The following is a 25,625-nucleotide window of genomic DNA, read 5'->3' as shown; positions in this document are numbered from 1 at the left end:
TTGTAGCTAAACAATACTAGTATTTGTGAAAATCTCTTTCAATAGTTGATCTGTTGATATTCTTTGTATTCGCAAATGTTAATTTAATGCATTAGTTTTGTGCAATGAAAAGCCCGACAGAAGCCGGGCTTGTTTTGACTGTGTTTGATTTAGAAGAAACCCAAGGGACTGGTGGAGTAACTCACCAGCAGATTTTTGGTATTTTGGTAGTGAGACAGCATCATTTTGTGGGTCTCCCGGCCGATACCTGACTTCTTGTATCCTCCGAAAGCGGCATGTGCCGGATAGGCATGATAGCAGTTGATCCAGACTCGTCCTGCTTGGATCCCCCGCCCCATACGCTGTGCCCGATTCATATCCCGGGTCCAGACGCCGGCACCCAAACCATACTGAGTGTCGTTGGCAATGCTGAGTGCTTCTGCTTCATCTTTGAAGGTGGTTACAGCCACCACTGGGCCAAAGATCTCCTCCTGAAATACCCGCATCCGGTTATGGCCGCTGAGTATTGTCGGGGTAACATAATAGCCCTGACTCCGGGAACCCGGCAGGCTGTTGGCCTGACCGCCAAGCAGTACTTTGGCGCCTTCATTGCGGCCAATTTCCAGATAGCTGAGAATCTTGTCAAACTGCTCCTGTGACGCTTGAGCGCCGACCTGAGTGTCGGTATCCAGCGGATCTCCCTGTTTGATACTCTGGGCTCTGGCGATGACCCGCTCGATAAACTTGTCGTAGATGGACTCCTGGATCAGTACCCGGCTGGGGCAGGTGCAGACTTCACCCTGGTTGAAAAAGGCCAGCAACATGCCTTCGACCGCCTTATCCAGATAGTCGTCTTCCTGTTCCAGGACATCGGCGAAATAGATGTTGGGGGATTTTCCGCCCAGCTCAACGGTCGAGGGGATCAGTGACTCGGCGGCGCACTTGAGTATGTGATAACCCACTTCGGTTGACCCCGTGAAAGCCAACTTGGCGATGCGTTTGCTGGTGGCCAACGCTTGACCCGCCTCGGCGCCAAAGCCGTTGACGACATTAAGCACCCCGGCAGGCAGCAAATCTTGAATCTGCTCCAGCAGTACCATGATGGAAACCGGTGTCTGCTCCGCCGGCTTGAGTACGATACAGTTGCCGGCCGCCAGTGCCGGGGCTATCTTCCAGGCCGCCATCAAGAGTGGAAAGTTCCAGGGAATGATCTGCCCAACCACGCCCAAAGGTTCGGGAAAGTGATAGCTGACCGTGGTGGCATCAATATCGGCAGCACTGCCTTCCTGCGCGCGAATACAGCCGGCAAAGTAACGGAAGTGGTCCACCAACAGGGGTAAATCGGCATTGAGGGTTTCCCTGACCGCCTTACCGTTTTCCCAGGTTTCGGCCACTGCCAGCATCTCCAACCTCTGCTCTACTCGATCGGCAATGCGCAGTAACAGATTGGCCCGTTCGGTGACTGAAGTCTTACCCCAGCTCTCTTTGGCGGCATGGGCCGCATCCAACGCCAGCTCGATATCCCGGGCATCAGAGCGGGCGGCCTGACAGAAGACTTCGCCGGTGACCGGGGTACGGTTATCAAAGTATTGTCCGCCAACCGGCGCGAGCCACTTTCCACCAATAAAATTGTCGTACTTGTCCTTGAACTGCAGCAGGGCACCCTGAGTGCCGGGTTGGGCATAAATCATGGTGAGTTTCCTCGTCTTGTTGAAAGGTTTTTCTTGTATTTATCTGTTCGGCCACAGCGGCCTTGGCTCAGGTAAACGCAAAGGCCGGGCCAGTGTTAGCCTGCTTGTTCATTTATTGTGCTAACAGTATGATGAAAAACTAAATTTGCGATTGCTGTATCTTGGCGTGGTGCCGGGTACTCGAGTTGTCTATCGCGCAAACTGTGGCAAAAAGGTACACACAGGTGTACCAGAATGGAGCAGGGCTATGACACTCAAGACCCATTCCCAATCCTGGTTATCGGCTTCCTGGCAACGTTGCCAGGGGGCTGGGCTCAATCCCGCTGCCATACCCGATGAACTCAGGCTCAATACTGCTGCTCTTGATGAGCGGCGCCAGCGCCATGGCCGGCTGCTGCAAGCCGTGGAGCACAGTGCTCTGCCACTGTTCAATCAACTTATGGGGCGAACCCAGAGTCGGCTCATCCTCTCGGATCCTCAAGGTTTTGTGCTGCAGCACTGGGGCGTGAGCCGCTACTCACAAAAGCTGGCCAATATTGCCCTGGATACCGGGGTCAACTGGCTGGAGCAATACAAGGGAACCAATGCCATAGCCGCGGCACTCAGCGAACGCCAGTGTGTTTCGGTTATCGGTGAGCAGCACTTTATCAAGAGCCACAGATTTATGAGTTGCACCGCCAGCCCGCTGTTCTCCCCGGACGGTGAGTTGCTGGGAGCCTTGGATATCACCAGTGAGCAGCAAATCCATACCCCAAAGACAGCCATTTTGGTGTCCAGTTTGGCGCAGCAGTTGGAGCTGGCCTTATTGTGCCGACTTCCCGGCGCTGCTGTTCGATTGGATCTGGCGCCGCAGCAGGCCCTGCTGCATTCAGGTTGGCAAGGCGTGTTGGTGCTCGACCTTGATGGACGGGTGCTGGGCGCCAACCCTATGGCAAGGCAACTACTCAAAGGCATCAACCTGGGCCAAATTCACCAGGCCTTGTCCCCTCAGGTATTGAGCCGGGGCAGCGGCCGCTTGCAGCAGGGATTGGTGTTCAGAACCCAGGCGTTGGAGCAGCCTCAACATACCAAGCCTGTGGTTCGAGCGAGCCAGAGCCGAGAAAGCCAGAGCAGAGAAAGCAGCGCTGCTTTTAAAGAACCCAGGTTGGATCAAGCCTGGCAGCAGGCGCGTAAGGTGTTGGTACGAAATATCCCTTTGCTGATCCTCGGGGAAACCGGAGTGGGCAAGGAGCAGTTTGTCAAACAGCTGCATGTGCAAAGTTCCAGGCATCAGCAGCCTTTTGTGGCGGTTAACTGCGCCGCGATCCCGGCGGAGCTGGTGGAATCAGAGCTGTTTGGTTATCAGGCGGGTGCCTTTACCGGAGCTTCCAGGCAGGGATATGTCGGCAAAATACGTCAGGCGCACCAGGGATCCCTGTTTCTGGATGAAATAGGCGAGATGCCCCTGGCGGCCCAGAGCCGTTTGCTTAGGGTGTTGCAGGAGCGCGAGGTGGTGCCCATTGGCAGTAATCAGGCACATAGCGTCGACATTCAGGTGATTGCCGCCACTCATATGGACTTACCGGCATTGGTGCAGCAGGGGGCCTTTCGCGCCGATCTCTATTACCGGCTCAATGGTTTGCAGGTCACACTGCCTGCATTGCGCCAGCGAAGCGACCTGCGGCGTCTGATCCACAAATTGCACCAGCGCTATCGAGTTCGGCCCCAAAGCCTGTGTCCTTTGCTGGAGCAGCGATTGCTGGAATATCATTGGCCGGGAAACCTACGGGAGCTGGATAACCTGATGCAGGTAGCCTGTTTGATGGCCGAAGAGTTCCCTGAACTCAACTGGCAAACGCTGCCTGAAAGTCTGCAGCAGACCTTGGTGGCTACAGAAGAGACTGTGACCGATTTGGTACCCGCGCCGGGCAACAATCTGCACCGCCAAATGCAGACGCAAATTCGCGACACCTGGCTGGCTTGCAATGGTAACGTCAGTGAAGCGGCACGCCGCTTGGGGATTAGCCGCAACACCCTATACCGTAAGCTTAAGGCGTTGGCGCTGAAGTAGTTTTAGATGTTGGTATTTCGTTAATAATTCCGCAGTGGTAGAGCCAAGTAATGAGGCCAGGGCAACAGATTGGGATTATCGAATGTGAACCAAGCTGCGAAATAACCCATGAGTTGCACGCCTCGACACTCTGCTAATGCTCTTGTGTCCCGTCGCGTTTTTTTCCATTAGTCTTGAATTTGTATTTTTAACAGCAGGAGCGGTAATCATGTTTAAGGCACTGGTATTGACCCAAAACGATAAACGGACCCAGGCTCAAGTCACTCAGTTGCAAGACAGCGATCTGCCTGAGGGGGATGTTCTGGTCGATGTTGCCTACAGTTCGCTGAACTACAAAGACGGCCTGGCGGTGACCGGGCTTGGCAAGATTATCCGTCAATTCCCCATGGTACCGGGTATCGACTTTGCCGGTGTGGTGCGAGAGTCGGCCCATCCTGACTATCAGCCAGGCGATGAAGTGATCCTCACCGGCTGGGGCGTTGGTGAAAACCATTGGGGTGGCATGGCCGAGCGTGCCAGAGTCAAGGGTGACTGGCTGGTGCCTATGCCACTGGGTTGCACAGCCGCCAAGTCGATGATGATAGGCACCGCCGGCCTCACGGCCATGCTGTGTGTACAAGCGTTGCAGCAAGCTGGGATCAAACCGGAAGATGGCGAGGTGCTGGTAACCGGCGCCAGTGGTGGTGTCGGCTCGGTGGCCGTGACGCTGCTGGCTAAACTCGGCTTTAAGGTTGTCGCCAGCACAGGTCGCCTGGAGCAGAATGCGGCCTGGCTCAAGCAGCTTGGCGCCAGCGATTTAATTGAGCGCAGCGAGCTTGAGCAGGATGCCAAACCACTGGATAAGCAGCGCTGGGCCGCCGTAGTGGATACCGTAGGGAACAAGGTGCTGGCCAGCGCATTATCACAGCTGAATTATGCTGGGGTTGCCGCGATTTGCGGCCTGGCGGGTGGCTTTGCCCTGCCAACCACGGTAATGCCCTTTATTCTTCGTGGCGTCAGCCTACTGGGAATCGACTCGGTGCAGTGCCCGGCCGCCAAGCGCCGCGCTGCCTGGGAGCAGATAGTGGCTTTACTGCCTGAGAGTTACTATCAAGAGGCTTGCCATGAAATCACTCTGGAGCAGGTCCCCGAGGCCGCAGCGCAAATCGTTAAAGGTGAAATCAGCGGCCGCACTCTGATTAAAGTCGGCTGATCCTCGCCTAAAGGGGCCTCTGGGCCCCCAACAGTTTGTTGTGACTTGTCCTGAATACAGTTAGGCCCCAGCAATACGGCTTCAACCCAGCTTTTATGTTTATATTCATTCTATTGAGTCAGTGCTTGGCTAACTTTGCCTTAGATTAGTTTTTGAGCTTGAGAAAGAGCCAAAGTCATAGCGGTTTATCAGTCGCTCTCATTTCCCCCCTGATTTCATGCCTGTCTTGTGGGCTGCGGCGAAGTTTGGAAACCGTTCCAAAGAATGTCACTTGTCCGGCTTTACAGTTAAAACCCAAGCCAGATGTCATTTTTAAATGTTGCCCTTTTGTTTAAAAAGCAACTGACGCTTAACTCCCGTTTTGGAATTGATTCCACCCCTAAGATGCCAGTGTCGATTAAAACGAAAAAGGTGATGACAGATGAGCAAAGTAGATCTGCTGGGACGCCGTAACTTTATTAAGGGCGTTGGCGCCGCTGCCGGAGTTGCCGTGGCTGCTCCCGTATTGGCTGTATCGGAAAAAGCCACGGATGTGATTTGGGATAAAGAAGTTGAAGTGCTGATTATCGGTTCAGGGTTCGCCGGTTTGGCAGCGGCCATTGAGGCGACCCGCAAAGGCGCCAAAGATGTGCATATCTTTGAAAAAATGCCTTATTTCGGTGGTAACTCTGCTATTAACGGTGGCTTGTTCGCCGCGCCGGGTACACCTATGCAGCAACAGGAAGGTGTCAAGGACTCAGTAGAACAGATGGTTGCCGATCAGTTGAAATCGGGCAGGGGTATCGCCGATGAGGAACTGCTGCGTCATGTGGCTTCACACGCGGTGGAAGCCTTGCAGATGACCCTGGATGCCGGCGCCGAATACCATCCTTACCTGCAACAATTGGGGGGGCACTCGGTTGCCCGTACTTATCAAACCGCGGTCAGTTGCGGTGCAGGTATTACCCAGCCTTTGTATAAAGAGTGCCAGCGGATAGGAGTCAAGACCCATAACCGCTCCAAGTTTGAGGGCTTTGTCCTCGGCAAGGATGGTCGCATCGAAGGGGTGAAGATGCGTCAGGGTTATTACTTCGGCGAAGAGGACTCTGGCAAGTTGGTGTATATCAAGTCCAAGCGCGGTGTCTTGATGGCAACCGGTGGCTTTGCCCAGAATATTGGCCTGCGAATGGCGCAGGATCCGACTCTGACCCATGAAGTGGGTTGTACCAATACTCCCGGCGCCACAGGTGAAGGTATGTTGGAGATGTTCCGTCTCGGCGCTGTGCCTGTGCATCTGGCACATATTCAGTCCGGGCCCTGGGCCTCCCCCGATGAGGGCGGTTTTGGTTATGTCTCCAACTATTCCATCTTCAACTTCCCTCATTCAATAGCGATTAACCGCATGACAGGTAAGCGCTTTATGAATGAAATTGCCGACCGCAAGACCCGAGCCGATGCCGAGTTGGCCTGTCGCGACGAGAAGGGCAATCCGCTGCCACCTATCTTGATCACCAGCTACAAGGACTCCAAACAGCACCCCAATACCGCCAAGGTGCTCAAATACAATGTGGGTTGGAAGTTTGACTCACTGGAGGCTCTGGCCAAACACTTTGAGGTGCCTTTGAAACCGCTTAAGGCACAAATCGAAGAGTACAACCGCTACGTCAAGAGCGGTGAAGACAAGCAGTTTGGCAAGAACATGACCAAGGCAAAAGATAAGTATATTGAAGCGCCTTTCACTGTGGTGCGTCTGTGGCCCAAGGTGCACTACTGCCAGGGCGGAGTCCAGGTGAACACCAAGGCTGAAGTCAAAGACAGCCTCACAGGTAAGCCGGTTGCCGGACTCTATGCCGCAGGGGAAGTGTGTGGCGGCATCCACGGCGTTAGCCGCCTGGGAAGCTGCTCTATCCCCGAATGTATGGTGATGGGTATGACTGCGGCCCGCAGCATGATGCAAGCCTGAATTGAACGGTGAGAGAGGACTCAATAATGAAGAAAGCAAACTTAGTATGGGCACTGCTGTTGGCAGGGCTAACTTCGGTATCGGTTCATGCCGTTCAGCAGCGCGATTATCATAAGGCAGTGATAGGCAAGGATTGCAAGGTATGTCACGACCAAGGGCTTAAGCAGTACCCTTCAGATGGTGCCTGCCTTAAGTGCCACGATGTCGATGAGCTGGCAAAAAAGACAGCCCGCAGTGGTGAGGAAAGATGGCAAAATCCTCATGACAACTTGCATTATGGTAAAGATCTGCCTTGTGTTGAGTGTCATGGTGAACACCAGCCTAAAAAACCTCTGTGCAGTAATTGCCATACCTTTAAATACGATAAACATAAGGAATAATGAAAGGGGTTATATGCTGCCTCAAGTTTCCTCCACCGGCAGCGTGACCCGTAAATATCTTTGATTAAAACAGTCCCTGCAATGGCTGTTTTAATTCTATGATAGGCTCACTTGATCACAAGTGGGCCTTTTTTGTTTGCTGGCTCACAACTCTTTTTCATTCTGTTATCTTTTTTGTTGCCTGTGTTCAGACAACATTTTTGGAATGGATTCCAAGTATATGCTTTGCCTGATATTTACTCTAAATATAATTGAGGTTCCAGGTGATGAATAAGAAACTAATATTAATTTCATTGCTGATTTCCAATACAGCGATGGCGGAAAAATTACCGGATTTTTTGGCCCTGGCTGATATTGAAAATGCAAGTTTTGTTTGTTTGGGTGAAACGCCAGAGTATTCCAAACAAGATCAAAAGTATGTCGATATTCTCTGGGATGAAACCTTGCGTTATTTAAATGGCTTTGCCCAGGCGCTTACCAATGGCGAGCAAGCTCATTGCCTGAACTCGGATGAGGCTATTTACGACACCAGTGTCGGCGGGCAAAAGTTCTGCGTAATGGATCGCCGCGATATGCAGCTGATGGTGAAAAATATCTATCAGGTATTGCACAATCCCCAAAGTGCCAAAACTTGTTTCGGGGCTCGCCGTGATGTCAATTGGATCTACAGCCCAGGTGGGGAACTGGAGCAAAAATCCCCCGTGGCTCAGTGGGCGAAACGCATGAGCTTTAATGAATTCTTCAAGCAGAAAGTCACCAATAAACAGGTGCAAAAGCAGGGAAAAATCTTTACTGATAACTTCTATAAAATGGTCACAGGTGATGAGGTGAAGATGCCATCGGCTTTCCCCTATGACATCAGCGCCAACGCCTTGCCCAACCTGTGGGCCGCTGCCGGTTGGTTCCCCATGTATGCCGAAGAAAGCAAGCGCAATGACAAGAACTACAATAATGTTCGTGGCGGTTATGCTTATGCAGAGATCTTCGGTCACTGGGGACTACTGAGAATTGACAGCATCAATGGTGAGAAAGTCGGCGCCGAAGTAGGTATGACAGTACAGTCGGTCGATACTCTTTACCCGTTTCACAACCATGCCATTTCTGAAATGTACTACAACATGAGGCTGCCGGCTTGCACCAATCAGTTCAAGAGCCTGGCAATCAAAGCCGATTCACCTTTGTTGGAAACTGTAAAAGAGAATGACAAGATGCGCCGGGTCCGCTTCGATGCCGGGCAACCCAATGTCGATGCTATGTGGCTTTCCGGCAGCAGCGAACGCGATCCCCTGTTGTATTTTCACCAGAACACCATCCATGCCTTCGATGTTGATGGTAGCTGCGAAGCCAAGCCGGAAGAGAGAGCGATAGTCTCGGTTTGGGCCAGAAGCAATGCCCACGACAAACGCAATGACTATGGTACAACACTCTTGTGTGAATCAGCGCAGCAGCCGGGTACGCCGGCCAAAAAGGGCGAAACCATTCAGTGCGATCTGAGTAAGCTCAAGTGGTAGTTAATCAAGATGAAAGCCGGCATTAGCCGGCTTTCATCTTATTCTACGGTCGTGTTTCTGTTTTTTGAGATTGGCCTTCAACAGGGCGATGAGTTGATTGCAGGCTTCAGTCTGGCTCTTCGGATTGAGATAGAGAGATTCATTGAACACGGGCAAGGGAGGGAGATCATGCTCTATGGGATCGAGGATCTGCATCTTGTCGTTGATCCTGAATTCGGCAATCGGAGCTATGCTTAAATCATTTTCAACCGCCATGCACAAGGCTTGGGGAGAGGGGGTGGAAAGCAGCACATTAATGGGTCGCATTGACAGTTGGTGGTTGGCAAACACCTGAGCTCTGATGGGGCAGTTTTCCGGGTAAAGTGCCATGGGAATCGTTTCCCGTTTATGGGCACTGCCGTTCTTGGCGGCAACCCAATGAAAACGCCGTTCGAACAGGAGCTCTCCCTGCACCGGAGGCTGCCAATGGGTCGCCACTATCAGGTCGAATTCCCCTTGATGCAACCGCTTATACAGATTGCCGCTGACATCTGTGTCTATGACCAACTCAATACAGGTGAACTCACGAACAAACTCCAGCAGGCAGTTGTCCAGATAATAGGTAATATAATCAGTGGGAACGCCGAGGCGAATCACTTCGCGATTCTGGCAGTCTTTCAGCTCATCCAAGGCTTGGGTGTTGAGTTGCATCATCTTATAGGCGTAGTTGAGCAGGGTATTGCCGGATTCGGTCAGCACTACGCCTCGATTGTCTCGGAGCAACAAGGGTTGGCCGACACTTTCTTCCAGCTTTTTGATCTGTAAGCTTAATGCTGACGGGGTGCGGCAGACTTTTTCTGCAGCCTTGGATAAATTGCCGCATTCGGCCACAGCAATAAAACTCTCGAGCAATTCTATTTTTAACATTGGCTATTGGCGTGACTCATAATGGTATCAGTATTACTCAATATCGCAGTCGCATAAAGCTTGTTACTATTTTATTGTGAAGTTGGGAGAGTTTGTATTTAAGCTTTGCTCAGGAGTGGCCAATGGGAAAATGGGAACGACGAGGAAACTTTTTGGTTGAAGTGGCGCAACGTTGTTTAAGAGGACAGAAGACTTTCGGTTTATGTCGTTCTCATCTTGTTGAAGCCAGTCAAATATCCAAAGGCACTGTATATAATCATTTCACTACAGAAACCGATCTCATGGTGGCAGTGGCTTGCAGTGAATATGAGTATTGGCTCAAGCAGGCCAAACAGGATGAAATACAATATAAAGACCCTCTGGAAAGGTTTATATTTCATCATTGTCAGCGGCTCTATGAAGTATTGTCGACAAATAAATTTGTCATTGAGCGGATAATGCCAAATCAAGCCCTGTTGCTATTGGCGACCGAGTTTTATCGGCATGGCTGTGAAAGACGTTTCGATGAATATATGCAGTGGAATGCCAAGACTATTTCCGCTGTGGGAGAGGTGCCAGGATTCGATCGGGTCGAGCTGGTGATGAGTTATCTGCGTGGCGCCATGATCAATACCGACGATGCCTGCAAGGCCCACGACGACCCGCAGCTCTATTACCAGTTCAGTTATGCGCTGATCCATCTGATGGGGCACTCAGATAAGCGCAGTCCCTCCAAACAACAGTTTGCCGCCTGGCTAAGCCGCCAACCCCGGCTTGAAGATGAGCCTGAAGGTCTCAGGCGTGTGGTAAATGGATGACGACCTCGATCCACCTTGGATACGATTGCTGGTCTGAATATGGCCGTTGTTAGTAAGGCTTATTTCTACCCATGACCCCTTGGCCTCGGCGCAGTTATTTACCTGGGCATGGCAGTAGCGAATGGCGTTGCGCAGCAGATTTTCAATCGTCAGCGACTCAAGCTTTGGGGCTATGGACTGTTCCAGCTCTTCCGGTATCAGGAAGTTAAGTTCCTTTTGCTCATCTCCGACCATCCCCTTTTGGCGTGCCAGGGCTAGCGCCAGTTCGTCTTATGGTGCTTGGATTGCCCCTGTCCCCTGGTTTTTTATTGGCAATGACGTGTTTTATTTCATAACTCCCTTGCTAAAAAGTGAGTTTATCGATTCACTATGGCACACAATGTGTTCTGTGTTGTGGAAGAGAATTTGTGGAACAACTAACCAAAACTAAAGCCGATATTTTCAAGGCCTTGGGACATCCAACGCGTCTATGGATAGTTGAACAACTTGCTGATGGCGAAAAATGTGTATGTGAATTTGTAGAGGCACTTGATGTTGATTTTTCAACGGTTTCCAAGCATCTATCCATACTTCGTACTAGGGGCATTGTCGGTATGGAAAAGCGTGGGAAGCAGATCTTCTATCATCTAGCTATGCCGTGTTTGCTTCATTCACTCAATTGTATTGATTGTTTACAGGATCACCAAATTCAGAAGTAGATCGCATTCCCGAAGTGGTTTCTTACCTATCATTTGGCTAAATAACCAAATGATAGGTGGTGTTATGTTTAAAATCAAAGTGTTAGGGTCTGGCTGTACTAAATGCCAAAAGCTGGCTGAAACTTGTTCTGCTGTGGCGGATTCTTTAGAGCTTGATTATCAGCTAGTTAAAGTTACAGATGTCGAAGAAATTATGGAGTACGGTGTGATGTCGACTCCGGCTTTGGTTATAGATGAACAAGTTAAGTTGACAGGTCGTCTTGCCAGTCCAGCGGAGATCAAGGCGTTAATGCTGGCACACATTGAATCTTCAGTGTAGAGCATAGCCAAGCCGGAATAAGCGGCTTCTTCTCCGGCTTTCCATCTAAGGAAGGTGCGAATAAGTCCTCGCGACACCTTTCCTAATAATGTAGCCACAGCTCAATGGTGGTAAATCATGATGCACCTCTTTTCTGACCTGGCGATTTGGATAACTTTTGGATTGTTAGGCATTCCTCCAGAGACCAAGCTGGCTGACGCAATACACTTTTTTATTGAAGATACCACTAAGATTTTCGCGCTGTTGATCCTGATGATTTATGTCATCGCCTTGGTGAGAGCCTCACTTAATGTTGAACGTGTTCGGGATTATTTAGCGGGTAAAAATCGTTTTGTCGGTTATTTTCTGGGAGCAAGTTTTGGTGCGGTGACCCCCTTTTGCTCTTGTTCAAGTATTCCGGTGTTTCTAGGTTTCACCTCCGCAGGCATTCCTGTCGGCATCACTATGGCATTTCTTATTACTTCACCCTTAATTAATGAGGTCGCCATTCTGCTGTTGGTAAGCTTATTGGGGTGGAAGTTTACGATGATTTATGTAGGTGTAGGTCTGTCTGTGGGTATACTTGCAGGGGCTTTCCTGGATGCTGTTCGTGCTGAGCGTTGGCTACAGTCCTTTGCAGCCAAGGCGTTTGAAAGAGGGAAATTACAGGCGGGTGTATCTAATAATCAACAAGAAGCATCGGCCCCACTGATGACTTTATCGGAACGACATCAATTTGCCAAAAGTGAAACCAAAGCGATTTTTTCTCGGGTATGGAAATGGGTCATTATCGGCGTTGGGCTTGGCGCGGCACTTCATGGGTTTGTTCCGGATGGTTGGATTGAAACTCACTTGGGTGATGGTCAATGGTGGTCTGTGCCTGTTGCTGTGTTAATAGGTATTCCGCTTTATTCCAATGCGACTGGGGTTATTCCTATTATGGAAAGCCTCATCATCAATGGTCTTCCTATAGGGACAACATTGGCTTTTTGTATGGCCACGGTTGCCGCCAGTTTCCCCGAATTTATCTTGCTTAAGCAGGTGATGCAATGGCGCTTGTTAGCGATTGTTTTTACGATTTTACTGATGTCATTCACCCTTATAGGGTGGGTTTTCAACGCAATTGGTCCTATGTTGGTCTAGCTCCAATATTAAAATATTGACTAAAGTAACGCTGTGCTTTGTGCCATCTCTTTCAGAAGAGATGCTTTAGCGGGGGCGCAGTGCTTCACCTAGCGAGGAAGTGTTGCGACTGGCTTTTCAGGGGCGATTATGGGCCAGCCCCTCGTATTTTTGGCCTCCCTAATAATCAGTATCTGCAGAGATAGATGTTTAATGGTTATGCAGTCACATATCAACATGATTGAGCACAATGTATGCCGCCAATCCTCTTTGGAAGGTGAGCCCGAGGGGCTCAGGCGTGTGGCAAATGGATGACGACCTCGAGCCCACCTTGGGCGCGATTGCTTGCCAGAATATGGCCACCGTGGGCTTGCACTGCGGCATCGGCAATGGCCAGCCCCAGCCCCCAACCGCCACTCTCTCTTTCCCTGGCTGAATGCGGTCGATAGAAGGGCTTGAAAATAGCCTCCAACTCAGATTCCTCAATACCCGGGCCGTCGTCAGTAATGCTTATCTCTACCCATGGCCCCTTGGTCTCGGCGCAGATATTTACCTGGGCATGGCAGTAGCGAATGGCGTTGCGCAGCAGGTTTTCAATCGCCCGCGACAGCGGTCTTGGGTAGATGGGCAACTCCAGTTCTTCCGGTATCAGGATGCAGAGCTCTTTTTGTTGCTGTTCGGCTTCAAATTCGGCATCGTCCAGTACCTGGCTCAGTGATTCAGCCAAGCCTACTTTCAGTTTGTTGTCCTGTGCCTTGAGTTTCACCCGGGAAAGTTCCAGCAGCTCGGCAATCATTTTTTCCAGTTGGTCGGCCTCGTAGGCGATACGTTCGGCTTCATCTCCGGCCATACCCTTCTTGCGTGCCAGAGCCAGTGCCAATTGCAGTCTGGTCAACGGAGTTCGCAGCTCATGGGAGATGTCGCTTATCAGTCGCTGCTGATTATTGACCATGGTTTCGATGGCGGCTGCCATGCTGTTAAAGGCCTGGGCCAGTTCGCCGATTTCGTCGTGGCGTCCGGCAGTGGCATCGTCGACCCGGCTGTTCAATTGTCCCAGCGCCAGGGCGTTGGCGCTTTGTTTCAACGAACGCAGCGGCTTGCCCAAGTGCCAGGCCAACAAACCACAGAGCAATCCTGAAAGCAGAATCGCCAGCGACAATGTCAATAACTTGTGTTCAATAAAGAAAAAGAACCAGGGCATGGGGTGGTGATCCGGCAACCGGCCATAAAGGGCATAGGGAGTGCCGTTAACCTTAAAATCGAATGGGCCGAATATCAGTTCATCGCGAAACTGGTGTGAAATTGGCGCGTTGGCTTCCTCCGCCATCAACATAAAGCGGCGCATGCCTTTGGACACTCTGTGAGTGTTGATTATCTGTCCCTGCTCATTGACCAGATAGATGCGAATTGGCTTGCCTTCCATGCTGCGTCTGCGCTCCCAATGGTGCAGAAAGCGGCCATTCAACTTGGCCGGTTCCTGTTGCAGCTCATCGGCGACCTGAGACAAGACCTCCCGCAGTTTAGGCGGCATTGGGGCCCTGTCATGGTTTTGCTGCAGCAGCGGCAGCATGCCAACAGCAAGAATGATCAGGCTGCTGCAGAGCCAAAAGCCCAGCAGCAGTTTGATAAAGAGGCGATTGGGCAGGGAAAATGATTTCATCAGGGGATCCAGATATAACCTTTGCCACGTATGGTCTTGACCCTGGGGCGACCGTCGCTGCGTTCCGGCAGTTTCTTGCGTAGGTTGGAAAGGTGCATGTCCAGGCTGCGATCAAAGGGCATCAACTTTTTGCCCAGCACGGTTTCGCTCAGCTCATCTTTGCTGATCAGTTCGCCGGCCTGATTGGCCAGGGTATAGAGCAGGCTGAACTCAGTACCGGTCAGCAGCAGTAACTGTTCATTGCAATAGGCTTCCTGACGGGCAGAGTCCAGGCTGAGATCGCCTATGGTTTGAATACCGCTCTGGGGAATGTCCTGCGGGGTGATATTGGCACGGCGTATGATGGCGCGGATCCTGGCAACCAGTTCCCTGTCATTGAAAGGCTTGGGCAGATAGTCGTCTGCGCCTATCTCCAGGCCAACCACTCTGTCTATCTCATCACCGCGGGCGGTAAGCATAAGCACAGGGGTTTGTTTCTTGCCACGCAGCTCCCTGAGCACTTCGAAGCCGTTGAGCTTGGGCAGCATCACATCCAATAGGATCAGGTCGTAATCATTGGCAATCGCCAGTTCCAGGCCGCTCTGACCATCATGGGCCAGTGTCAGCTCAAAGCCTTCCAGCTCCAGCAATTGCCCCAAGAGTTCTGCCAGGCCCAGGTCATCGTCTATCAATAAAATCCGGCTCATTTATACGCCTCACACAATTTCTCTCTGCCGAGTATACCCGCTTTTGAGTCAACTGCGGTTTAGCTGTGTAAGTCTGGGTAAAGATACGGATCTTCAACCCGGATAACCAAGCTTTACAGTGCTTTACTCAGTTTGAACCCACACTTACACATAGAGGACTAGACTGGAAGACGTCAAATACTTCCCGACCGAGAACGAGGATATCCATATGAAGACTTCAATCAAAGCAAGCTTGCTGGCCCTGATCGCCGGCACCACTCTGATGGCTGGTGCGGTACAAGCCGGTGACGGCTACGGCGATTGTCCGCACCGTGACGGCGACCGTGGTTATCACCACATGAAGGGCGAGCGTGGCTACCATCACATGAAGGGTGAGCGCGGCTATCACCACCACATGAAAGGTGACAAGGGCCATTTTGGCATGTATGGCCTGCGAGGTCTGGATCTGACCGACGCCCAGAAAACAGAGATCCAGGCGTTGATGGAACAACACAGAAGCAGCATGTCACGTCCTGACAAGGAAACCCGAGCAGCACACAGAGCCGAAATGCAGGCACTGATGACCTCAGGCAACTTCGATGAAGCCAAGGCCAAAAAGATTATCGAGCAGCGTCAGCAAGTGCGTGAACAACATATGTTGGAGCGCATGAAGTTACACAATCAAATTTATAATTTGCTGACACCTGAACAGCAAGCGAAATTCAAAGAAGGTCCTTACCGTTGTGGTGATTGTTTCGGGCCAGCGGCAAATTAAATCTGCTACTATGGGCTCAGTGACTCCCGACCGCTGAGCCCTTGAATGACACCGACTTCCCGCTACGAGTTTTGGGTTAAATTGGCGAGCCGCGCCGCAGTGGCGACCGCGATTACCCTGATCCTGATAAAACTGGCTGCCTGGCTCTGGTCCGGGTCTGCCAGTATGTTGGCTTCCCTGACCGACTCCTTTGCCGATGCCCTGGCATCCATAGTTAACTTTATTGCCATTCGCTATGCCCTGGTCCCTGCCGATCAGGAGCACAGGTATGGTCACGGCAAGGCTGAGCCTCTGGCATCTTTGGCGCAATCGGCCTTTATTATGGGGACGGCATTCCTGCTGCTGTTTCACGGCGGCGAGCGCCTGGTCAATCCCATGCCTTTGACCCATGCCACTCTAGGTATTGTGGTATCCATTATCGCCATGGTGCTGACCTTGGCTTTGGTATTACTGCAAAAACGGGCCTTGGCGGCCACCAAGAGCACAGTGGTCGAAGCCGATGCCCTGCACTATAAGTCAGATCTGTTTCTCAATGGCGCCGTGCTGTTGGCGCTGGTCTTGGCGCAATATGGCTGGTGGTGGGCCGATGGCCTGTTCGCGGTATTGATCGCCCTCTACATAGGTCAACAGGCCTGGTCGCTGGGGTATCGCTCGATTCAGGCCTTGCTCGATAGGGAGCTGGATGATGAAACCCGGCTGCGCATTCGGCAATTGGCCGAGCAGGATACTCAAGTGCGTGGCATTCATGACCTGCGTACCCGTCAGGCGGGCAAGACCACCTTTATTCAACTGCATCTGGAGTTGGACAAAGAGCTGAGCCTGCAACAGGCCCACGATATTGCCGTGGCCACAGGCGAGCGGATCCGCGCCGACTTTGACCATGCCGAGGTGATTATTCACCAGGATCCTGTGTAGCGGGCACTGTCATGGCATGGATGCAACAACAGAGGTTGAATCTCGAAGGGGGTGAGCTGCACTGTCGGTATTATCCATTAAGCAGTCGTCTGGAACTTGAATGGCAGGGGCAACAGTGTTTTTGTCGGCGCCTCTATGGTTTGCCAAGACGGCAAACCATAGTCTTGAATGGTCAAGACTACCGACTGGAGATCATCTCTTTACCGCTTTGGCGCGCCGAGTTGATTGCAGCCGATGGTTCCAGTTGGCCACTCTTGCCTGATCGCAGACGCAGGGGGCTGATCCGTTGGGGCTATTCCCTGATTTTGGCGGCCCTGCGTCTGGGCGCCAAAATCCTCTCTTAATAACCTTCACCCTTGGGCTTGTTTGGGCCATATTCCCATCTTTATGAGGTTTCAGTCCATCGCCAGTTCTTTGAGCTTGCGGGTCAGGGTGTTGCGGCCCCATCCCAGGCGTTTGGCGGCTTCCTGTTTGTGGCCCTGGGTATGCTCCAGCGCGGTTTCCAGCAAGATGCGCTCAAACGCGGGTTGGATTTCGGTCAGCAGATCGCTCTCGCCCTGTGACAGGCGCATATCCAGCCACAATTTGAGGGCGTTTTGCCAATCCTGGGACGGGTTTGCACTGCCTTGAGTTGCCTTGGGCTCCTTGAACAGCTCAGGCGGCAGATCCTGAGGGATAATTTCCTGGCCTGAAGCCATCACGGTCAACCAGCGGCAGGTGTTTTCCAACTGGCGCACGTTGCCGGGCCAGGGTAGTTGCTGCAGCTTGGCAGCGGTTTCCGGGGTGAGTATTTTGGCCTCTACCCCTATCTCTTTGGCGGCACTGGCCAGGAAATGGCGTGCCAACTGCGGAATATCTTCCCGCCGCTGCGACAGCGGTGGCAGATGAACTCGAATCACGTTCAGGCGGTGGAACAAGTCTTCCCGAAAGCCCCCCTTGAGTACCAGTTGTTCCAGGTCCTGATGGGTTGCGGCAATAATCCTGACATCGACCTGCACCGGGGAGTGGCCGCCGACCCGATAGAATTGGCCATCGGCCAGTACCCGCAACAGCCGGGTCTGTACGTCCAGTGGCATATCGCCTATTTCATCGAGAAACAGAGTGCCGCCATTGGCCTGTTCAAACCGCCCCTGACGCACACTGGCGGCGCCGGTGAAGGCGCCTTTTTCGTGGCCGAACAGCTCGGATTCGATCAGCTCCTTGGGGATGGCCGCCATATTGAGGGCGATAAAGGGTTTGTCTCTGCGTGGGCTGTGTTTGTGCAGTGCCCCGGCAACCAACTCTTTACCCGTACCGGACTGGCCGTTGATCAGCACACTGATCGATGAGCGCGACAAACGGCCTATGGCGCGAAACACCTCCTGCATTGCGGGGGCTTCGCCGATGATCTCCGGTGCCTTGACCTGAGGCTCGGCCGCTGCAGGAGCCTGCTCTGTGGCATGGTTGAGCGCCCGCTCCACCAGGGCAATCGCCTCATCTATGTCGAAGGGCTTGGGCAGATACTCGAACGCCCCGGCTTGATAGGCGCTGACGGCACTGTCGAGATCTGAATGGGCCGTCATTATGATCACCGGGATATGGGGATAATGCAGGCCGATACGTTCCAGCAGGGTCAGGCCATCGGTCCCCGGCATGCGGATATCCGAGACTATGACCTTGGGCTGGGAGATTTCCAGCGCCTGCCACAGTGACTCGGCGGCGGCAAAGCTGGCGCAGCTGAGTTTGGCGCCTTGCAGTGCCCGTTCCAGCACCCAACGAATTGAACTGTCATCATCGAGGATCCAAACCTGTTCACTCATATTGTTTCCTCTCTTGTTAGCCGCTGTGGTTGTTGATCGGTAATGTCAGGCTGAACTCTGTGTGCCCCGGGGCCGAATCGCAGTCGATACGGCCGCCGTGGAGCCTGGCAATATTGTGGGCGATGGATAGCCCCAGGCCGTTACCGTCCTTACGGCCTGTGACCATGGGGTAAAACAGGGTATCCACCAGTTCCGGGGCGATACCCGGGCCGTTGTCTATGATTGACAGCACCAGCACCAACTTGTGTCTCTGGTTACCTATGGTGACCTGATGGGCGGTGCGGGTGCGGATCATGATATCGCCGCCCTGATGCTCCAAGGCTTGTACTGCATTTTGCACTATGTTGAGGATTGCCTGTTGCAGTTGATCTTCATCCATAGGCAAGTCTGGAATGGATGGGTCGTAATCCTGACGCAGATGTATCTGTTGCGGCAGGGTCACACTCACCAGATTGATCACCTTTTGCAGCACCAGATGTATGTTCTGCAGCTTGTGCTGCGATGGTTTCTGTGGCCCCAGCAATCGGTCTACCAGGGCGCGCAGCCTGTCGGCCTGCTCTATGATGAGTGTGGTGAACTCCTTGAGCTGCGGCTCGCTAAGCTCGCGGGACAACAGCTGCGCCGCACCGCGCAGTCCACCCAGCGGGTTTTTGATCTCATGGGCCAGGTTGCGCACCAGATATTGGGCCGCCTGCTGCTGGGCATCCAGAGTCAACTGCTGGTGAATACGCCGCTGCTGATCCACCTGCCTGAGTTCCAACAGGCTCAAGGGCTTGAGCTGTTCTCCCTGCTCCAGAGGGATTAGTGTCATATCTACAGTGTGGTGCTGGCCATCCAGGCTGATGAGTTGGGCGGTATTGACCGTCAGCCCCTGACGTTCCAGCACTGCGCTTTGCAGCACCCTGGGTTCAACCCCTATGGCATGCAGATGCTCTGTCAGTACCTGCTCCTGCAACCTGTGGCGGGAGACGCCCAGCAACTGCTCGGCAGCGGCGTTGGCATAGCTGGGGAGCAGGTCACTGTCGATGACCAGAACGGCAGTTGCCAGATGATTGAGCAGGATATTTGTGTCCATAGAGTTTCCCATAGCAGGATTGCACCATAATGGTGCACCAATTCGGTGCAGGCCGCAAGCCAACAACTCTGTGGACTAACTCGAAATGCAAAGTAGCTAATTCATTGAAATAAAATTAGTTACTTGGCTTGGGGCCCTTCCCGGGAGCCGGGAAGGCGGGTTGCATCAGTCCGGCTTGGTGCAGAAAAATGGTTATGGGACTACTGGATGCAAGGACTTTGCCGTTTTGTTGCACCGCCTTGAGTTGCAGCGTGTGTTCGCCGCGGTCGATGTCCTTGAGCTGGAAGAGATTGCTGCGCTGAGCATCGCTGGTGGAGATGCCATCTATGTAGAGTTGCAGAAAATGACCCGATGCCAGCTCCGGCTCTACTTCTACCTGAACCTGAAAATCACCGGCGTTATCGCGAATGGTTTCTTCATGCTGTGGTGAAAGTATCTTCAACCCATAGCCGACCTGTTCCACTTCTATGGGATCGGGCAGAGCTTTAGGCGTTTCCAGGCTTATTTGATTCTGGGTCTTGTCGGTGAATTCCACTGCCTGGGCTTGGGGGGTGGGTTCATCACTGTAATGCACCTTGCCATCTTTATCGACCCACTTATAGACAGTCGCCTGGGCAACCAGCGACAGCAGTGCCAGGCTGATTATCATCAGAGTACGCATAAAGACTTCCCTTGTTATGCAGTTGTGAACTTGTTTCAGATTAGCCTGTTTATTGGCAAAAATCACTGCCTTTAAAGGCTGGCCTGAAAAACCTGTCGGCTCAGCTCAAGGTCGACCCGGCCGTCTTCCCCCAGTTGGGTCAGGCCCTGGCGCTCAAGGTTTTCCAGCAGCGGCGTTATGGCCTCGTGGCCTATGCCATAGTCACTGAGGTGAGTCTTGATTCCCATGGATTCAAAGAACAGCCGGGTTTGCTCTATGGCTGCATCTATGCGTTGTTCTTCGCTGCCGTCGATGAGTTGCCAGACCCGTTCGGCATACTGCAGCAGCTTGGCGTGTTTGGCGGCTTTTCTCAGGCGCAGCATGGCCGGCAGCAGTATGGCGAGGGTCACGGCATGATCCAGGCCGTGGCGCACCGTCAGTTCGTGACCCAGCTTATGGGTCGACCAGTCTTGCGGAACACCGGCGCCGATCAGGCCGTTGAGCGCCATGGTGGCGCTGAACATGATATTGGCGCGCACCTGATAGTTTTCGGGCTCTGCCAGCGCCTTGGGGCCTTCCTCTATCAGAGTGAGCAGCAGGCCTTCGGCAAACCTGTCCTGTACCTTGGCGTCGACCGGGTAAGTCAGGTACTGCTCGGTCACGTGCACAAAGGCATCCACCACGCCGTTGGCAACCCGTGGTTGCGGCAGGCTGAAACTCAGTTGTGGTGCCAGCACAGAGAAGCGGGGAAACACCGAGGGATGACGAAAGGAGCGCTTGAGGCCAAGAGCGCTATTGCTGATCACCGCGCAGTTATTCATCTCTGAGCCCGTGGCCGGCAGGGTCAGCACAGTACCGAGCGGCAGAGCTTGGTCAATGTGGCGACCGTCGGTTTCCAGTATCTCCCAGGGCTCTCCCTGATAGGGCACGGCGGCGGCAATAAACTTGCCCGCATCTATGATGGAACCGCCGCCGATGGCGAGAATAAAGTCCAGCTTTTGTTGCCTTATCTGCTCTACCGCCTGCAACAGCTGGTGGTACTCGGGGTTGGGGCTAATGCCGCCGAACTCGGCGCAGACACGTTGACCCAATACTAGGCCGACTTGGGTCAGGGTGCCATTGCGTTTGGCGCTTTGGCCGCCGTAGAGCAAGAGCACTCTGGCATCATTGGGCACCAGAGTGTCCAACTGCTCCAGGCTGCTACGGCCAAAGAGCAAGCGGGTTGGATTGTAAAATTCAAAATCGTACATCTTGAACTCCTGTCAGCCGTGAGTATTGCCGCCTAGAGCGTAGGGACGTTGCCAGTCAAGCCAAGCATAGAGATGGGCGATATCCTGCATTACCCAAGAGGGAATCGCTTCAGCTTGTTTGGCTGACAGCTGCGTAGGTGCATCTGTTGAATTGGGCGCTGGCCCGGACTCGGCTTGATGCATCTCTGTTGCCAAAAAGCGCTGGCGAAACAGCTGGGGCCAGGCCGCCAACTGTTGCTCTGCCAGATGCAGCGGCGGCTTTTGCTGCTGGCGTGCCACCAACACCAGGGTGCAGTGCAGCGTCAGCCCAAGCCAGAGAAAACTCTGCCAGTCCAGCAGCTCCCGCTGGCCAGTGTTGGGCTCGAGCTTCAAAAAGCCGACTTCTTGCCCCAGTTGCCTCAGCGCCGCATGGGCTTGCCAGCGCAGGGCGTTGTCGGCTTTACCTGTATTGATACTGGCAAGCCAAGCCCGTTCCAGCTCGATAAAGTGGCACACATAGCTGTCGAGCCAGCGCCGGGTCCAACTGGGAATAAACAGATGCATCGCCAGAAATGCCATCAGGGCGCCGGTAAAGGTGTCCAGCGCTCGGTAGAAGGCGATATAGGGGTCGCTTGGCAACAACAGGGTGATGGCAAACACCATCAGCATGGTGAGCCAGAATACATGGATCTCGTATCTGGCCTTGTAAAAAGTGGCAAAGGCCAGAAAGGCACTCAGGCAGGTGGCCGGTAATAACCAGCTACCGGCGCCCAGATACCAGATAAGCCCCAGTGCCAACACAGAGCCGAGCACTGTGCCATAGAAGCGGCTCCAGATCCTGGCCTGCAACTGCCCGAGCGGTGCTACCATCAGCACTATGTAGGCGGTGAGCGTCACCCAATACCCCTGCGGCAGTTGCAGTAGTTCCACCACTGCCTGACAACACAGCAGAGTGAACAGAATTCTCAGGCCGTGGTGCCATTCCCGCGAGTGTTTCACCAGGGCCTTGCGCCATTGACTGCGAACGCTTTGGGCATCGGAAGGCCAGATAAGCTCCAGGCGCTCGCGCCAGTCGGCTGCCAGCGGTCTTTGGGGATCCAGCGCCAAGGCCAGGCGGTTGGCGGCATCCAATAGCAGAGGTTGCGGCTTGTCACCCAAGGGCGGCGGCGTCGGCTTGATGCCTTTTTCCCTGTGGGTCTTGAGTTCGTTGGCAAAATTAGCCAAATACTGCTGCAGTGCCGGGTTGGCGGCATCATTTTGTTGCAGCCTGCCTATGCTCTCCAGAGTTTCTATCAGGATAAGATTCGACTCCAGTTGCCAGGCGATGTGTTGCACCTCGGCTTTATCCGGCATTTCCAGCAGCCAGTGGGCCAGTACGGCGATGGCATCATCGAGCTGTTCCCGCAAGGCCAGACGCTGGCCGACATTGGCGGCGTCCGAGTGGCTGAGTATATTGCACCAGAAGCCGAATTTGCGCTGCACACTGGCCAGCAGCTGTTCGCCTTGACGTATCGCCATCCAGGGCCCGGCGACGACGGCGCTGATGACTGCCAACCAGCTGCCGAACAGGCTGGAGAGCAACAACATCTTCCAGTCGGTACCCGACTCCAGCAGGTGCAGGCCGCAGATCAGGCAAAAGCCGGCGTTGTAGGTCAGCAGCTGAATGTATTTTCTTTGGTTTGAGCTGAGGCCATATAACAGGCCTATGGCGCCGAGTACGCTGATCCCCAGCCAAGGATGGATCAGGCTCAGCAAGGCCAGAGCGCTGCTGATACAGCAAAGGAGTGCCGACTTGCTCAGCAGCCCGGCTCGTTTGGGATAAGCCAGGTTGCGTCCCTGGACGCCGACCAGCCAGGCACAGATCAGGGCGTTGACGCCGCTGGCACTGTCGCCGAGAAACGAAAACAGCAACAGGCCCGCCATCATGGGCAGCCCTATGCGTAAGCCTTCAGGAAGATCGGCACGATCAGGCAGCCATTGCAGCAGGCGCTGGAATAGATAGGATAGATTCACGTTACTTTGCTTTGACAGCAGAATGGTACAAGAGGGACACCATTCTACCTCATTTGAGTCTGCTTGAGTGCCGGGCGGTCAACAATTTTCCACCCGGCAAATCGATTCACTGGGCCAACAGGGCGAAGTGCTGACTGTGGCGCTTGGGATCAAAGCGCCAGGCAATGGCCAGCATGCCCATAGACACAGCCGCGAGCAGCAACCAGGAAAGCGTGAAGCTGCTGGAGCTGTCCTTGAGATAACCCGCCAGCAGAGGCGACAGGGATGCCAGCAGGTAACCTATCCCCTGAACAAAGGCCGTCAGTTGTCCCGCCTGACTGTAGTCGTCCAGATGGTCCAAAGTGACAATCAGACTCAAGGGGAAGAGGCCACCAATGCCTATTCCCAGCAGCGCAGCCCATAACCAGGGCAGGGCCAGTGGCATCAACGCCAGCCCGATAAAACCGCCAATTGTAGACAGGAGTAACAGCCATAGCAGTGGCCTTCTGTCATGACTGCGAGCCGCAAGCGTCGGCAGCAACAGGCCTGCGACCACTTCCATCAGCGTCAGAAACGCCAGCAATAGCCCTGCCTGAGTGGCTTGCCAGCCCAAGTCGATAAAGAAGGGCGCCAACCAAGCGAGCACACAAGTATAGGATGCTGTGCTCAGGCCAAAGAAAAGTCCCAACAGCCAGGCCCTGGGAATGCGGCTAAAGCTGCCTATGCCCACACTTGGGCTAACTCCCGGTTTTCCTGAAGTCTTCTTTGCTGCTGCCTTGTTGAAGCCCAGGGGGTGCAGGCCGTGTTTGCCCCAGAACCAAAATAGCATCGCCGGCAGACTCAACAGAGCCCAGAAGGCCAGCGCCGACTGCCAATGACCAAACCTGTGCTCAAGCCAAGGGCTAATGGCAGCAGCCAGGGCCGCTCCACCCATGATGGCGGTTACGTAAATCCCCATGTAACGCTCAATATGCTGGCTATAGCTGCGCTTGATCATTCCGGGCAGCAGCGCCTGAATAAGGGCGATACCTAAGCCGGCAATGATTGCGGTCAGTAGCAGTTGCAGGCCGCTGCCGGCCCAGAGCCGAGCCAGGTTAGCCAAGCCAATCAGTAGCAGCGACAGTAGCAGGGTTTGGCGCTCTCCCAGTCTGGCGGCCAGCTTGGCACCGATAAACATAGCGACTCCCATGGTCATCACGGGCAGCATGGTCAGCAGTGCCAAGGAACTGTAACTGAGGGGCAAGGAAGTCCGGATAGCCTCCAGCAGTGGGCCTATGGCCGCCATACTGGGGCGCAGGTTGAGGCCGAGAATAATTAAGGTCAGGATCAGCCACACAGGCTGCCATTTTGATGAGCTCATAGTCCATTTCCTTATTTTGCTAAATTCAGTTAAGCCGAACCCTTGGCCCCTTTTTCAGGGGCCAAACAGGGCTCTTATGTCAGGTGAGTGTCAGCGCCGGCTGGGGCGCAGGCGATACCAGATAGCCGGGACAGGAAGTTTCATCAGCAATAGTGACGACATGATCAGGCCGATCCCCAGCCATTGATAGCTGTCCAGCTGTTCGCCGACCAAAAACACCCCGAGCGAGACGGCCACCACAGGGTTGATCAAGGCCATCATGCCCATGATTTGCGGTCCCAGATGTTTGATGGACCAGATCCAGGCCCAGTAGCTCAGCGCCGTGCTGAAGATGGCCAGCCAAGCGATGGCGGGCCAGGTCTTGGGCTCCGGTAGTGTGGGAGCCCCGGCCACTGTCCAGGCCAGCGGGATCAGCATCAAGCCGCCGAGCAACAACTGCCAGGCGGTCAATACCAGAAGATCGCCGGTTTGCCAGCGTTGCATCCAGCGGGATGATTGGGCCACCAGCAGAGTGGCACTCAGGGCGCAGAGCACACCAATCAGATCCAGCTTGGCCGAAGGGTTGAGCAACAAGATCACTCCACTCAGTCCCAGCAGCGCCAGCAAGGTCCACTTCAATGCCGGCCTTTGGCCATCAAGCAGCCAGGCCAGCAGCAGAAACATCAGTGGCAGTGTGGCCCCCAGGGTGCCAGCCACTGCGCCTGGCAGGCGGTAGGCGCCCATAAACAGCAAGGCGAAGAAGGCGCCGATATTACAAAATGCCAGCAAGAGTATTTTGCTCCAGGCGAGCGAAGGCAGCTTGGGTCGCAGCAGCAATAACAGGATCCCGGCAGGCAGGGCACGCCAGACGGCGACCCAGAAAGGGGACATATCCTGCAGGTACAGGCTGACCAGGGCATAGGTGGTCCCCCAGAAGACGGGAGCCAAGAGTGCGATTAAGTAAGGCATT

23 protein-coding genes are annotated in these 25,625 nt (G+C 53.6%); 12 read left to right on the top strand and 11 right to left on the bottom strand.

The features are described 5' to 3' along the window. Positions 1-149 precede the first annotated feature (149 nt). Entirely contained in the window at positions 150-1,670 is a 1,521-nt protein-coding gene (locus tag ACMHXH_RS10290; RefSeq protein WP_144361461.1) for an aldehyde dehydrogenase family protein, read from the bottom strand. A gap of 247 nt (positions 1,671-1,917) precedes the next feature. Between ACMHXH_RS10290 and ACMHXH_RS10285 the strand changes: the two genes are divergently transcribed. The 5 genes from ACMHXH_RS10285 (at position 1,918) to ACMHXH_RS10265 (ending at position 8,745) form a co-directional block, all read left to right on the top strand. Beyond that, entirely contained in the window at positions 1,918-3,720 is a 1,803-nt protein-coding gene (locus tag ACMHXH_RS10285) for a sigma-54-dependent Fis family transcriptional regulator (RefSeq protein WP_335911665.1), read from the top strand. Between the two features lie 208 nt (positions 3,721-3,928). Then, positions 3,929-4,912 carry an MDR family oxidoreductase gene (locus tag ACMHXH_RS10280; protein WP_101096561.1) on the top strand — a complete coding sequence of 328 codons (984 nt, stop codon included), beginning with the start codon at positions 3,929-3,931 and terminating at the stop codon, positions 4,910-4,912. A 421-nt stretch (positions 4,913-5,333) separates the two neighbouring features. Then, positions 5,334-6,854, top strand: coding sequence for a flavocytochrome c (locus tag ACMHXH_RS10275; RefSeq protein ID WP_319619119.1), 1,521 nt, complete (start codon positions 5,334-5,336; stop codon positions 6,852-6,854). Between the two features lie 26 nt (positions 6,855-6,880). Continuing rightward, on the top strand, positions 6,881-7,234 hold the full coding sequence (locus ACMHXH_RS10270) for a cytochrome c3 family protein (RefSeq protein ID WP_039034718.1): 354 nt from the start codon (positions 6,881-6,883) through the stop codon (positions 7,232-7,234). Positions 7,235-7,500: 266 nt separating this feature from the next. Then, positions 7,501-8,745 (top strand): hypothetical protein, encoded by a 1,245-nt coding sequence (locus tag ACMHXH_RS10265; RefSeq protein ID WP_233962842.1) that lies wholly within the window; start codon positions 7,501-7,503, stop codon positions 8,743-8,745. A 33-nt stretch (positions 8,746-8,778) separates the two neighbouring features. Here ACMHXH_RS10265 and ACMHXH_RS10260 read toward each other — a convergent pair whose 3' ends face one another. Next, entirely contained in the window at positions 8,779-9,651 is an 873-nt protein-coding gene (locus tag ACMHXH_RS10260; RefSeq protein ID WP_144361457.1) for a LysR family transcriptional regulator, read from the bottom strand. Positions 9,652-9,773: 122 nt separating this feature from the next. Here ACMHXH_RS10260 and ACMHXH_RS10255 point away from each other — a divergent pair, with 122 nt between their 5' ends. From ACMHXH_RS10255 to ACMHXH_RS10240, 4 genes are all read left to right on the top strand, one after another. Then, positions 9,774-10,448, top strand: a complete 675-nt coding sequence (locus ACMHXH_RS10255; RefSeq protein WP_335911666.1) for a TetR/AcrR family transcriptional regulator — start codon at positions 9,774-9,776, stop codon at positions 10,446-10,448. Positions 10,449-10,855: 407 nt separating this feature from the next. Next, positions 10,856-11,146 (top strand): ArsR/SmtB family transcription factor, encoded by a 291-nt coding sequence (locus ACMHXH_RS10250; protein ID WP_039034715.1) that lies wholly within the window; start codon positions 10,856-10,858, stop codon positions 11,144-11,146. A gap of 64 nt (positions 11,147-11,210) precedes the next feature. Further along, positions 11,211-11,465, top strand: coding sequence for a thioredoxin family protein (locus ACMHXH_RS10245; protein ID WP_071476355.1), 255 nt, complete (start codon positions 11,211-11,213; stop codon positions 11,463-11,465). Between the two features lie 117 nt (positions 11,466-11,582). Beyond that, positions 11,583-12,587: a permease gene (locus tag ACMHXH_RS10240; protein ID WP_335911667.1), complete on the top strand. Its 1,005-nt coding sequence runs from the start codon at positions 11,583-11,585 to the stop codon at positions 12,585-12,587. A gap of 271 nt (positions 12,588-12,858) precedes the next feature. On the opposite strand, the gene ACMHXH_RS10235 is transcribed toward ACMHXH_RS10240, so the two are convergent. Further along, complete coding sequence (locus tag ACMHXH_RS10235) at positions 12,859-14,226, bottom strand: ATP-binding protein (protein ID WP_039034711.1); 1,368 nt, start codon at positions 14,224-14,226, stop codon at positions 12,859-12,861. Continuing rightward, positions 14,226-14,912, bottom strand: a complete 687-nt coding sequence (locus tag ACMHXH_RS10230) for a response regulator (RefSeq protein WP_039034710.1) — start codon at positions 14,910-14,912, stop codon at positions 14,226-14,228. Before ACMHXH_RS10230 ends, ACMHXH_RS10235 begins: the two co-directional genes overlap by 1 nt. A 208-nt stretch (positions 14,913-15,120) precedes the next feature. Between ACMHXH_RS10230 and ACMHXH_RS10225 the strand changes: the two genes are divergently transcribed. Genes ACMHXH_RS10225 through ACMHXH_RS10215 form a run of 3 tightly spaced genes read left to right on the top strand, consistent with a single transcriptional unit; the run spans position 15,121 to position 16,925 of the window. Continuing rightward, entirely contained in the window at positions 15,121-15,666 is a 546-nt protein-coding gene (locus tag ACMHXH_RS10225; protein ID WP_071476356.1) for a Spy/CpxP family protein refolding chaperone, read from the top strand. 45 nt (positions 15,667-15,711) lie between these two features. Continuing rightward, positions 15,712-16,581 carry a cation diffusion facilitator family transporter gene (locus tag ACMHXH_RS10220; protein ID WP_039034709.1) on the top strand — a complete coding sequence of 290 codons (870 nt, stop codon included), beginning with the start codon at positions 15,712-15,714 and terminating at the stop codon, positions 16,579-16,581. A gap of 11 nt (positions 16,582-16,592) precedes the next feature. After that, positions 16,593-16,925 (top strand): hypothetical protein, encoded by a 333-nt coding sequence (locus ACMHXH_RS10215; protein WP_143078392.1) that lies wholly within the window; start codon positions 16,593-16,595, stop codon positions 16,923-16,925. Between the two features lie 51 nt (positions 16,926-16,976). Here ACMHXH_RS10215 and glnG read toward each other — a convergent pair whose 3' ends face one another. From glnG to ACMHXH_RS10180, 7 genes are all read right to left on the bottom strand, one after another. Next, positions 16,977-18,380: a nitrogen regulation protein NR(I) gene (gene glnG, locus ACMHXH_RS10210; RefSeq protein WP_071476358.1), complete on the bottom strand. Its 1,404-nt coding sequence runs from the start codon at positions 18,378-18,380 to the stop codon at positions 16,977-16,979. Positions 18,381-18,396: 16 nt separating this feature from the next. Then, positions 18,397-19,455 carry a nitrogen regulation protein NR(II) gene (glnL, locus tag ACMHXH_RS10205; RefSeq protein ID WP_039034706.1) on the bottom strand — a complete coding sequence of 353 codons (1,059 nt, stop codon included), beginning with the start codon at positions 19,453-19,455 and terminating at the stop codon, positions 18,397-18,399. A gap of 115 nt (positions 19,456-19,570) precedes the next feature. Beyond that, a complete protein-coding gene (locus tag ACMHXH_RS10200) occupies positions 19,571-20,116 on the bottom strand; it encodes a DUF4124 domain-containing protein (protein WP_039034705.1) in 546 nt (181 codons plus the stop codon). A gap of 71 nt (positions 20,117-20,187) precedes the next feature. Further along, on the bottom strand, positions 20,188-21,345 hold the full coding sequence (locus tag ACMHXH_RS10195) for an iron-containing alcohol dehydrogenase (protein ID WP_335911668.1): 1,158 nt from the start codon (positions 21,343-21,345) through the stop codon (positions 20,188-20,190). Between the two features lie 12 nt (positions 21,346-21,357). After that, entirely contained in the window at positions 21,358-23,337 is a 1,980-nt protein-coding gene (locus ACMHXH_RS10190; protein ID WP_319619121.1) for an FUSC family protein, read from the bottom strand. Positions 23,338-23,443: 106 nt separating this feature from the next. Then, on the bottom strand, positions 23,444-24,676 hold the full coding sequence (locus ACMHXH_RS10185) for a cyanate transporter (protein WP_039034702.1): 1,233 nt from the start codon (positions 24,674-24,676) through the stop codon (positions 23,444-23,446). A gap of 90 nt (positions 24,677-24,766) precedes the next feature. Next, positions 24,767-25,624: a DMT family transporter gene (locus ACMHXH_RS10180; protein ID WP_071476362.1), complete on the bottom strand. Its 858-nt coding sequence runs from the start codon at positions 25,622-25,624 to the stop codon at positions 24,767-24,769. Position 25,625: the final 1 nt, after the last annotated feature.

The organism is Shewanella sp. BJSY2023SW001, assembly GCF_047314685.1.
Taxonomy (GTDB): Bacteria; Pseudomonadota; Gammaproteobacteria; order Enterobacterales; family Shewanellaceae; genus Shewanella; species Shewanella indica.
This window is presented reverse-complemented; position numbering and strand designations above follow the sequence as displayed.

Excerpts from the sequence above, each read along its gene's own strand:
- ACMHXH_RS10290 (WP_144361461.1), bottom strand. The coding sequence starts at position 1,670 with ATGATTTATGCCCAACCCGGCACTCAGGGTGCCCTGCTGCAGTTCAAG.
- glnG (WP_071476358.1), bottom strand. The coding sequence starts at position 18,380 with ATGAGTGAACAGGTTTGGATCCTCGATGATGACAGTTCAATTCGTTGG.
- ACMHXH_RS10200 (WP_039034705.1), bottom strand. The coding sequence starts at position 20,116 with ATGCGTACTCTGATGATAATCAGCCTGGCACTGCTGTCGCTGGTTGCC.
- ACMHXH_RS10260 (WP_144361457.1), bottom strand. The coding sequence starts at position 9,651 with ATGTTAAAAATAGAATTGCTCGAGAGTTTTATTGCTGTGGCCGAATGC.
- ACMHXH_RS10240 (WP_335911667.1), top strand. The coding sequence starts at position 11,583 with ATGATGCACCTCTTTTCTGACCTGGCGATTTGGATAACTTTTGGATTG.
- ACMHXH_RS10225 (WP_071476356.1), top strand. The coding sequence starts at position 15,121 with ATGAAGACTTCAATCAAAGCAAGCTTGCTGGCCCTGATCGCCGGCACC.
- ACMHXH_RS10245 (WP_071476355.1), top strand. The coding sequence starts at position 11,211 with ATGTTTAAAATCAAAGTGTTAGGGTCTGGCTGTACTAAATGCCAAAAG.
- ACMHXH_RS10220 (WP_039034709.1), top strand. The coding sequence starts at position 15,712 with ATGACACCGACTTCCCGCTACGAGTTTTGGGTTAAATTGGCGAGCCGC.
- ACMHXH_RS10255 (WP_335911666.1), top strand. The coding sequence starts at position 9,774 with ATGGGAAAATGGGAACGACGAGGAAACTTTTTGGTTGAAGTGGCGCAA.
- ACMHXH_RS10270 (WP_039034718.1), top strand. The coding sequence starts at position 6,881 with ATGAAGAAAGCAAACTTAGTATGGGCACTGCTGTTGGCAGGGCTAACT.
- ACMHXH_RS10215 (WP_143078392.1), top strand. The coding sequence starts at position 16,593 with ATGGCATGGATGCAACAACAGAGGTTGAATCTCGAAGGGGGTGAGCTG.
- ACMHXH_RS10285 (WP_335911665.1), top strand. The coding sequence starts at position 1,918 with ATGACACTCAAGACCCATTCCCAATCCTGGTTATCGGCTTCCTGGCAA.
- ACMHXH_RS10235 (WP_039034711.1), bottom strand. The coding sequence starts at position 14,226 with ATGAAATCATTTTCCCTGCCCAATCGCCTCTTTATCAAACTGCTGCTG.
- ACMHXH_RS10280 (WP_101096561.1), top strand. The coding sequence starts at position 3,929 with ATGTTTAAGGCACTGGTATTGACCCAAAACGATAAACGGACCCAGGCT.
- ACMHXH_RS10195 (WP_335911668.1), bottom strand. The coding sequence starts at position 21,345 with ATGTACGATTTTGAATTTTACAATCCAACCCGCTTGCTCTTTGGCCGT.
- ACMHXH_RS10265 (WP_233962842.1), top strand. The coding sequence starts at position 7,501 with ATGAATAAGAAACTAATATTAATTTCATTGCTGATTTCCAATACAGCG.
- ACMHXH_RS10230 (WP_039034710.1), bottom strand. The coding sequence starts at position 14,912 with ATGAGCCGGATTTTATTGATAGACGATGACCTGGGCCTGGCAGAACTC.
- ACMHXH_RS10185 (WP_039034702.1), bottom strand. The coding sequence starts at position 24,676 with ATGAGCTCATCAAAATGGCAGCCTGTGTGGCTGATCCTGACCTTAATT.
- glnL (WP_039034706.1), bottom strand. The coding sequence starts at position 19,455 with ATGGACACAAATATCCTGCTCAATCATCTGGCAACTGCCGTTCTGGTC.
- ACMHXH_RS10180 (WP_071476362.1), bottom strand. The coding sequence starts at position 25,624 with ATGCCTTACTTAATCGCACTCTTGGCTCCCGTCTTCTGGGGGACCACC.
- ACMHXH_RS10275 (WP_319619119.1), top strand. The coding sequence starts at position 5,334 with ATGAGCAAAGTAGATCTGCTGGGACGCCGTAACTTTATTAAGGGCGTT.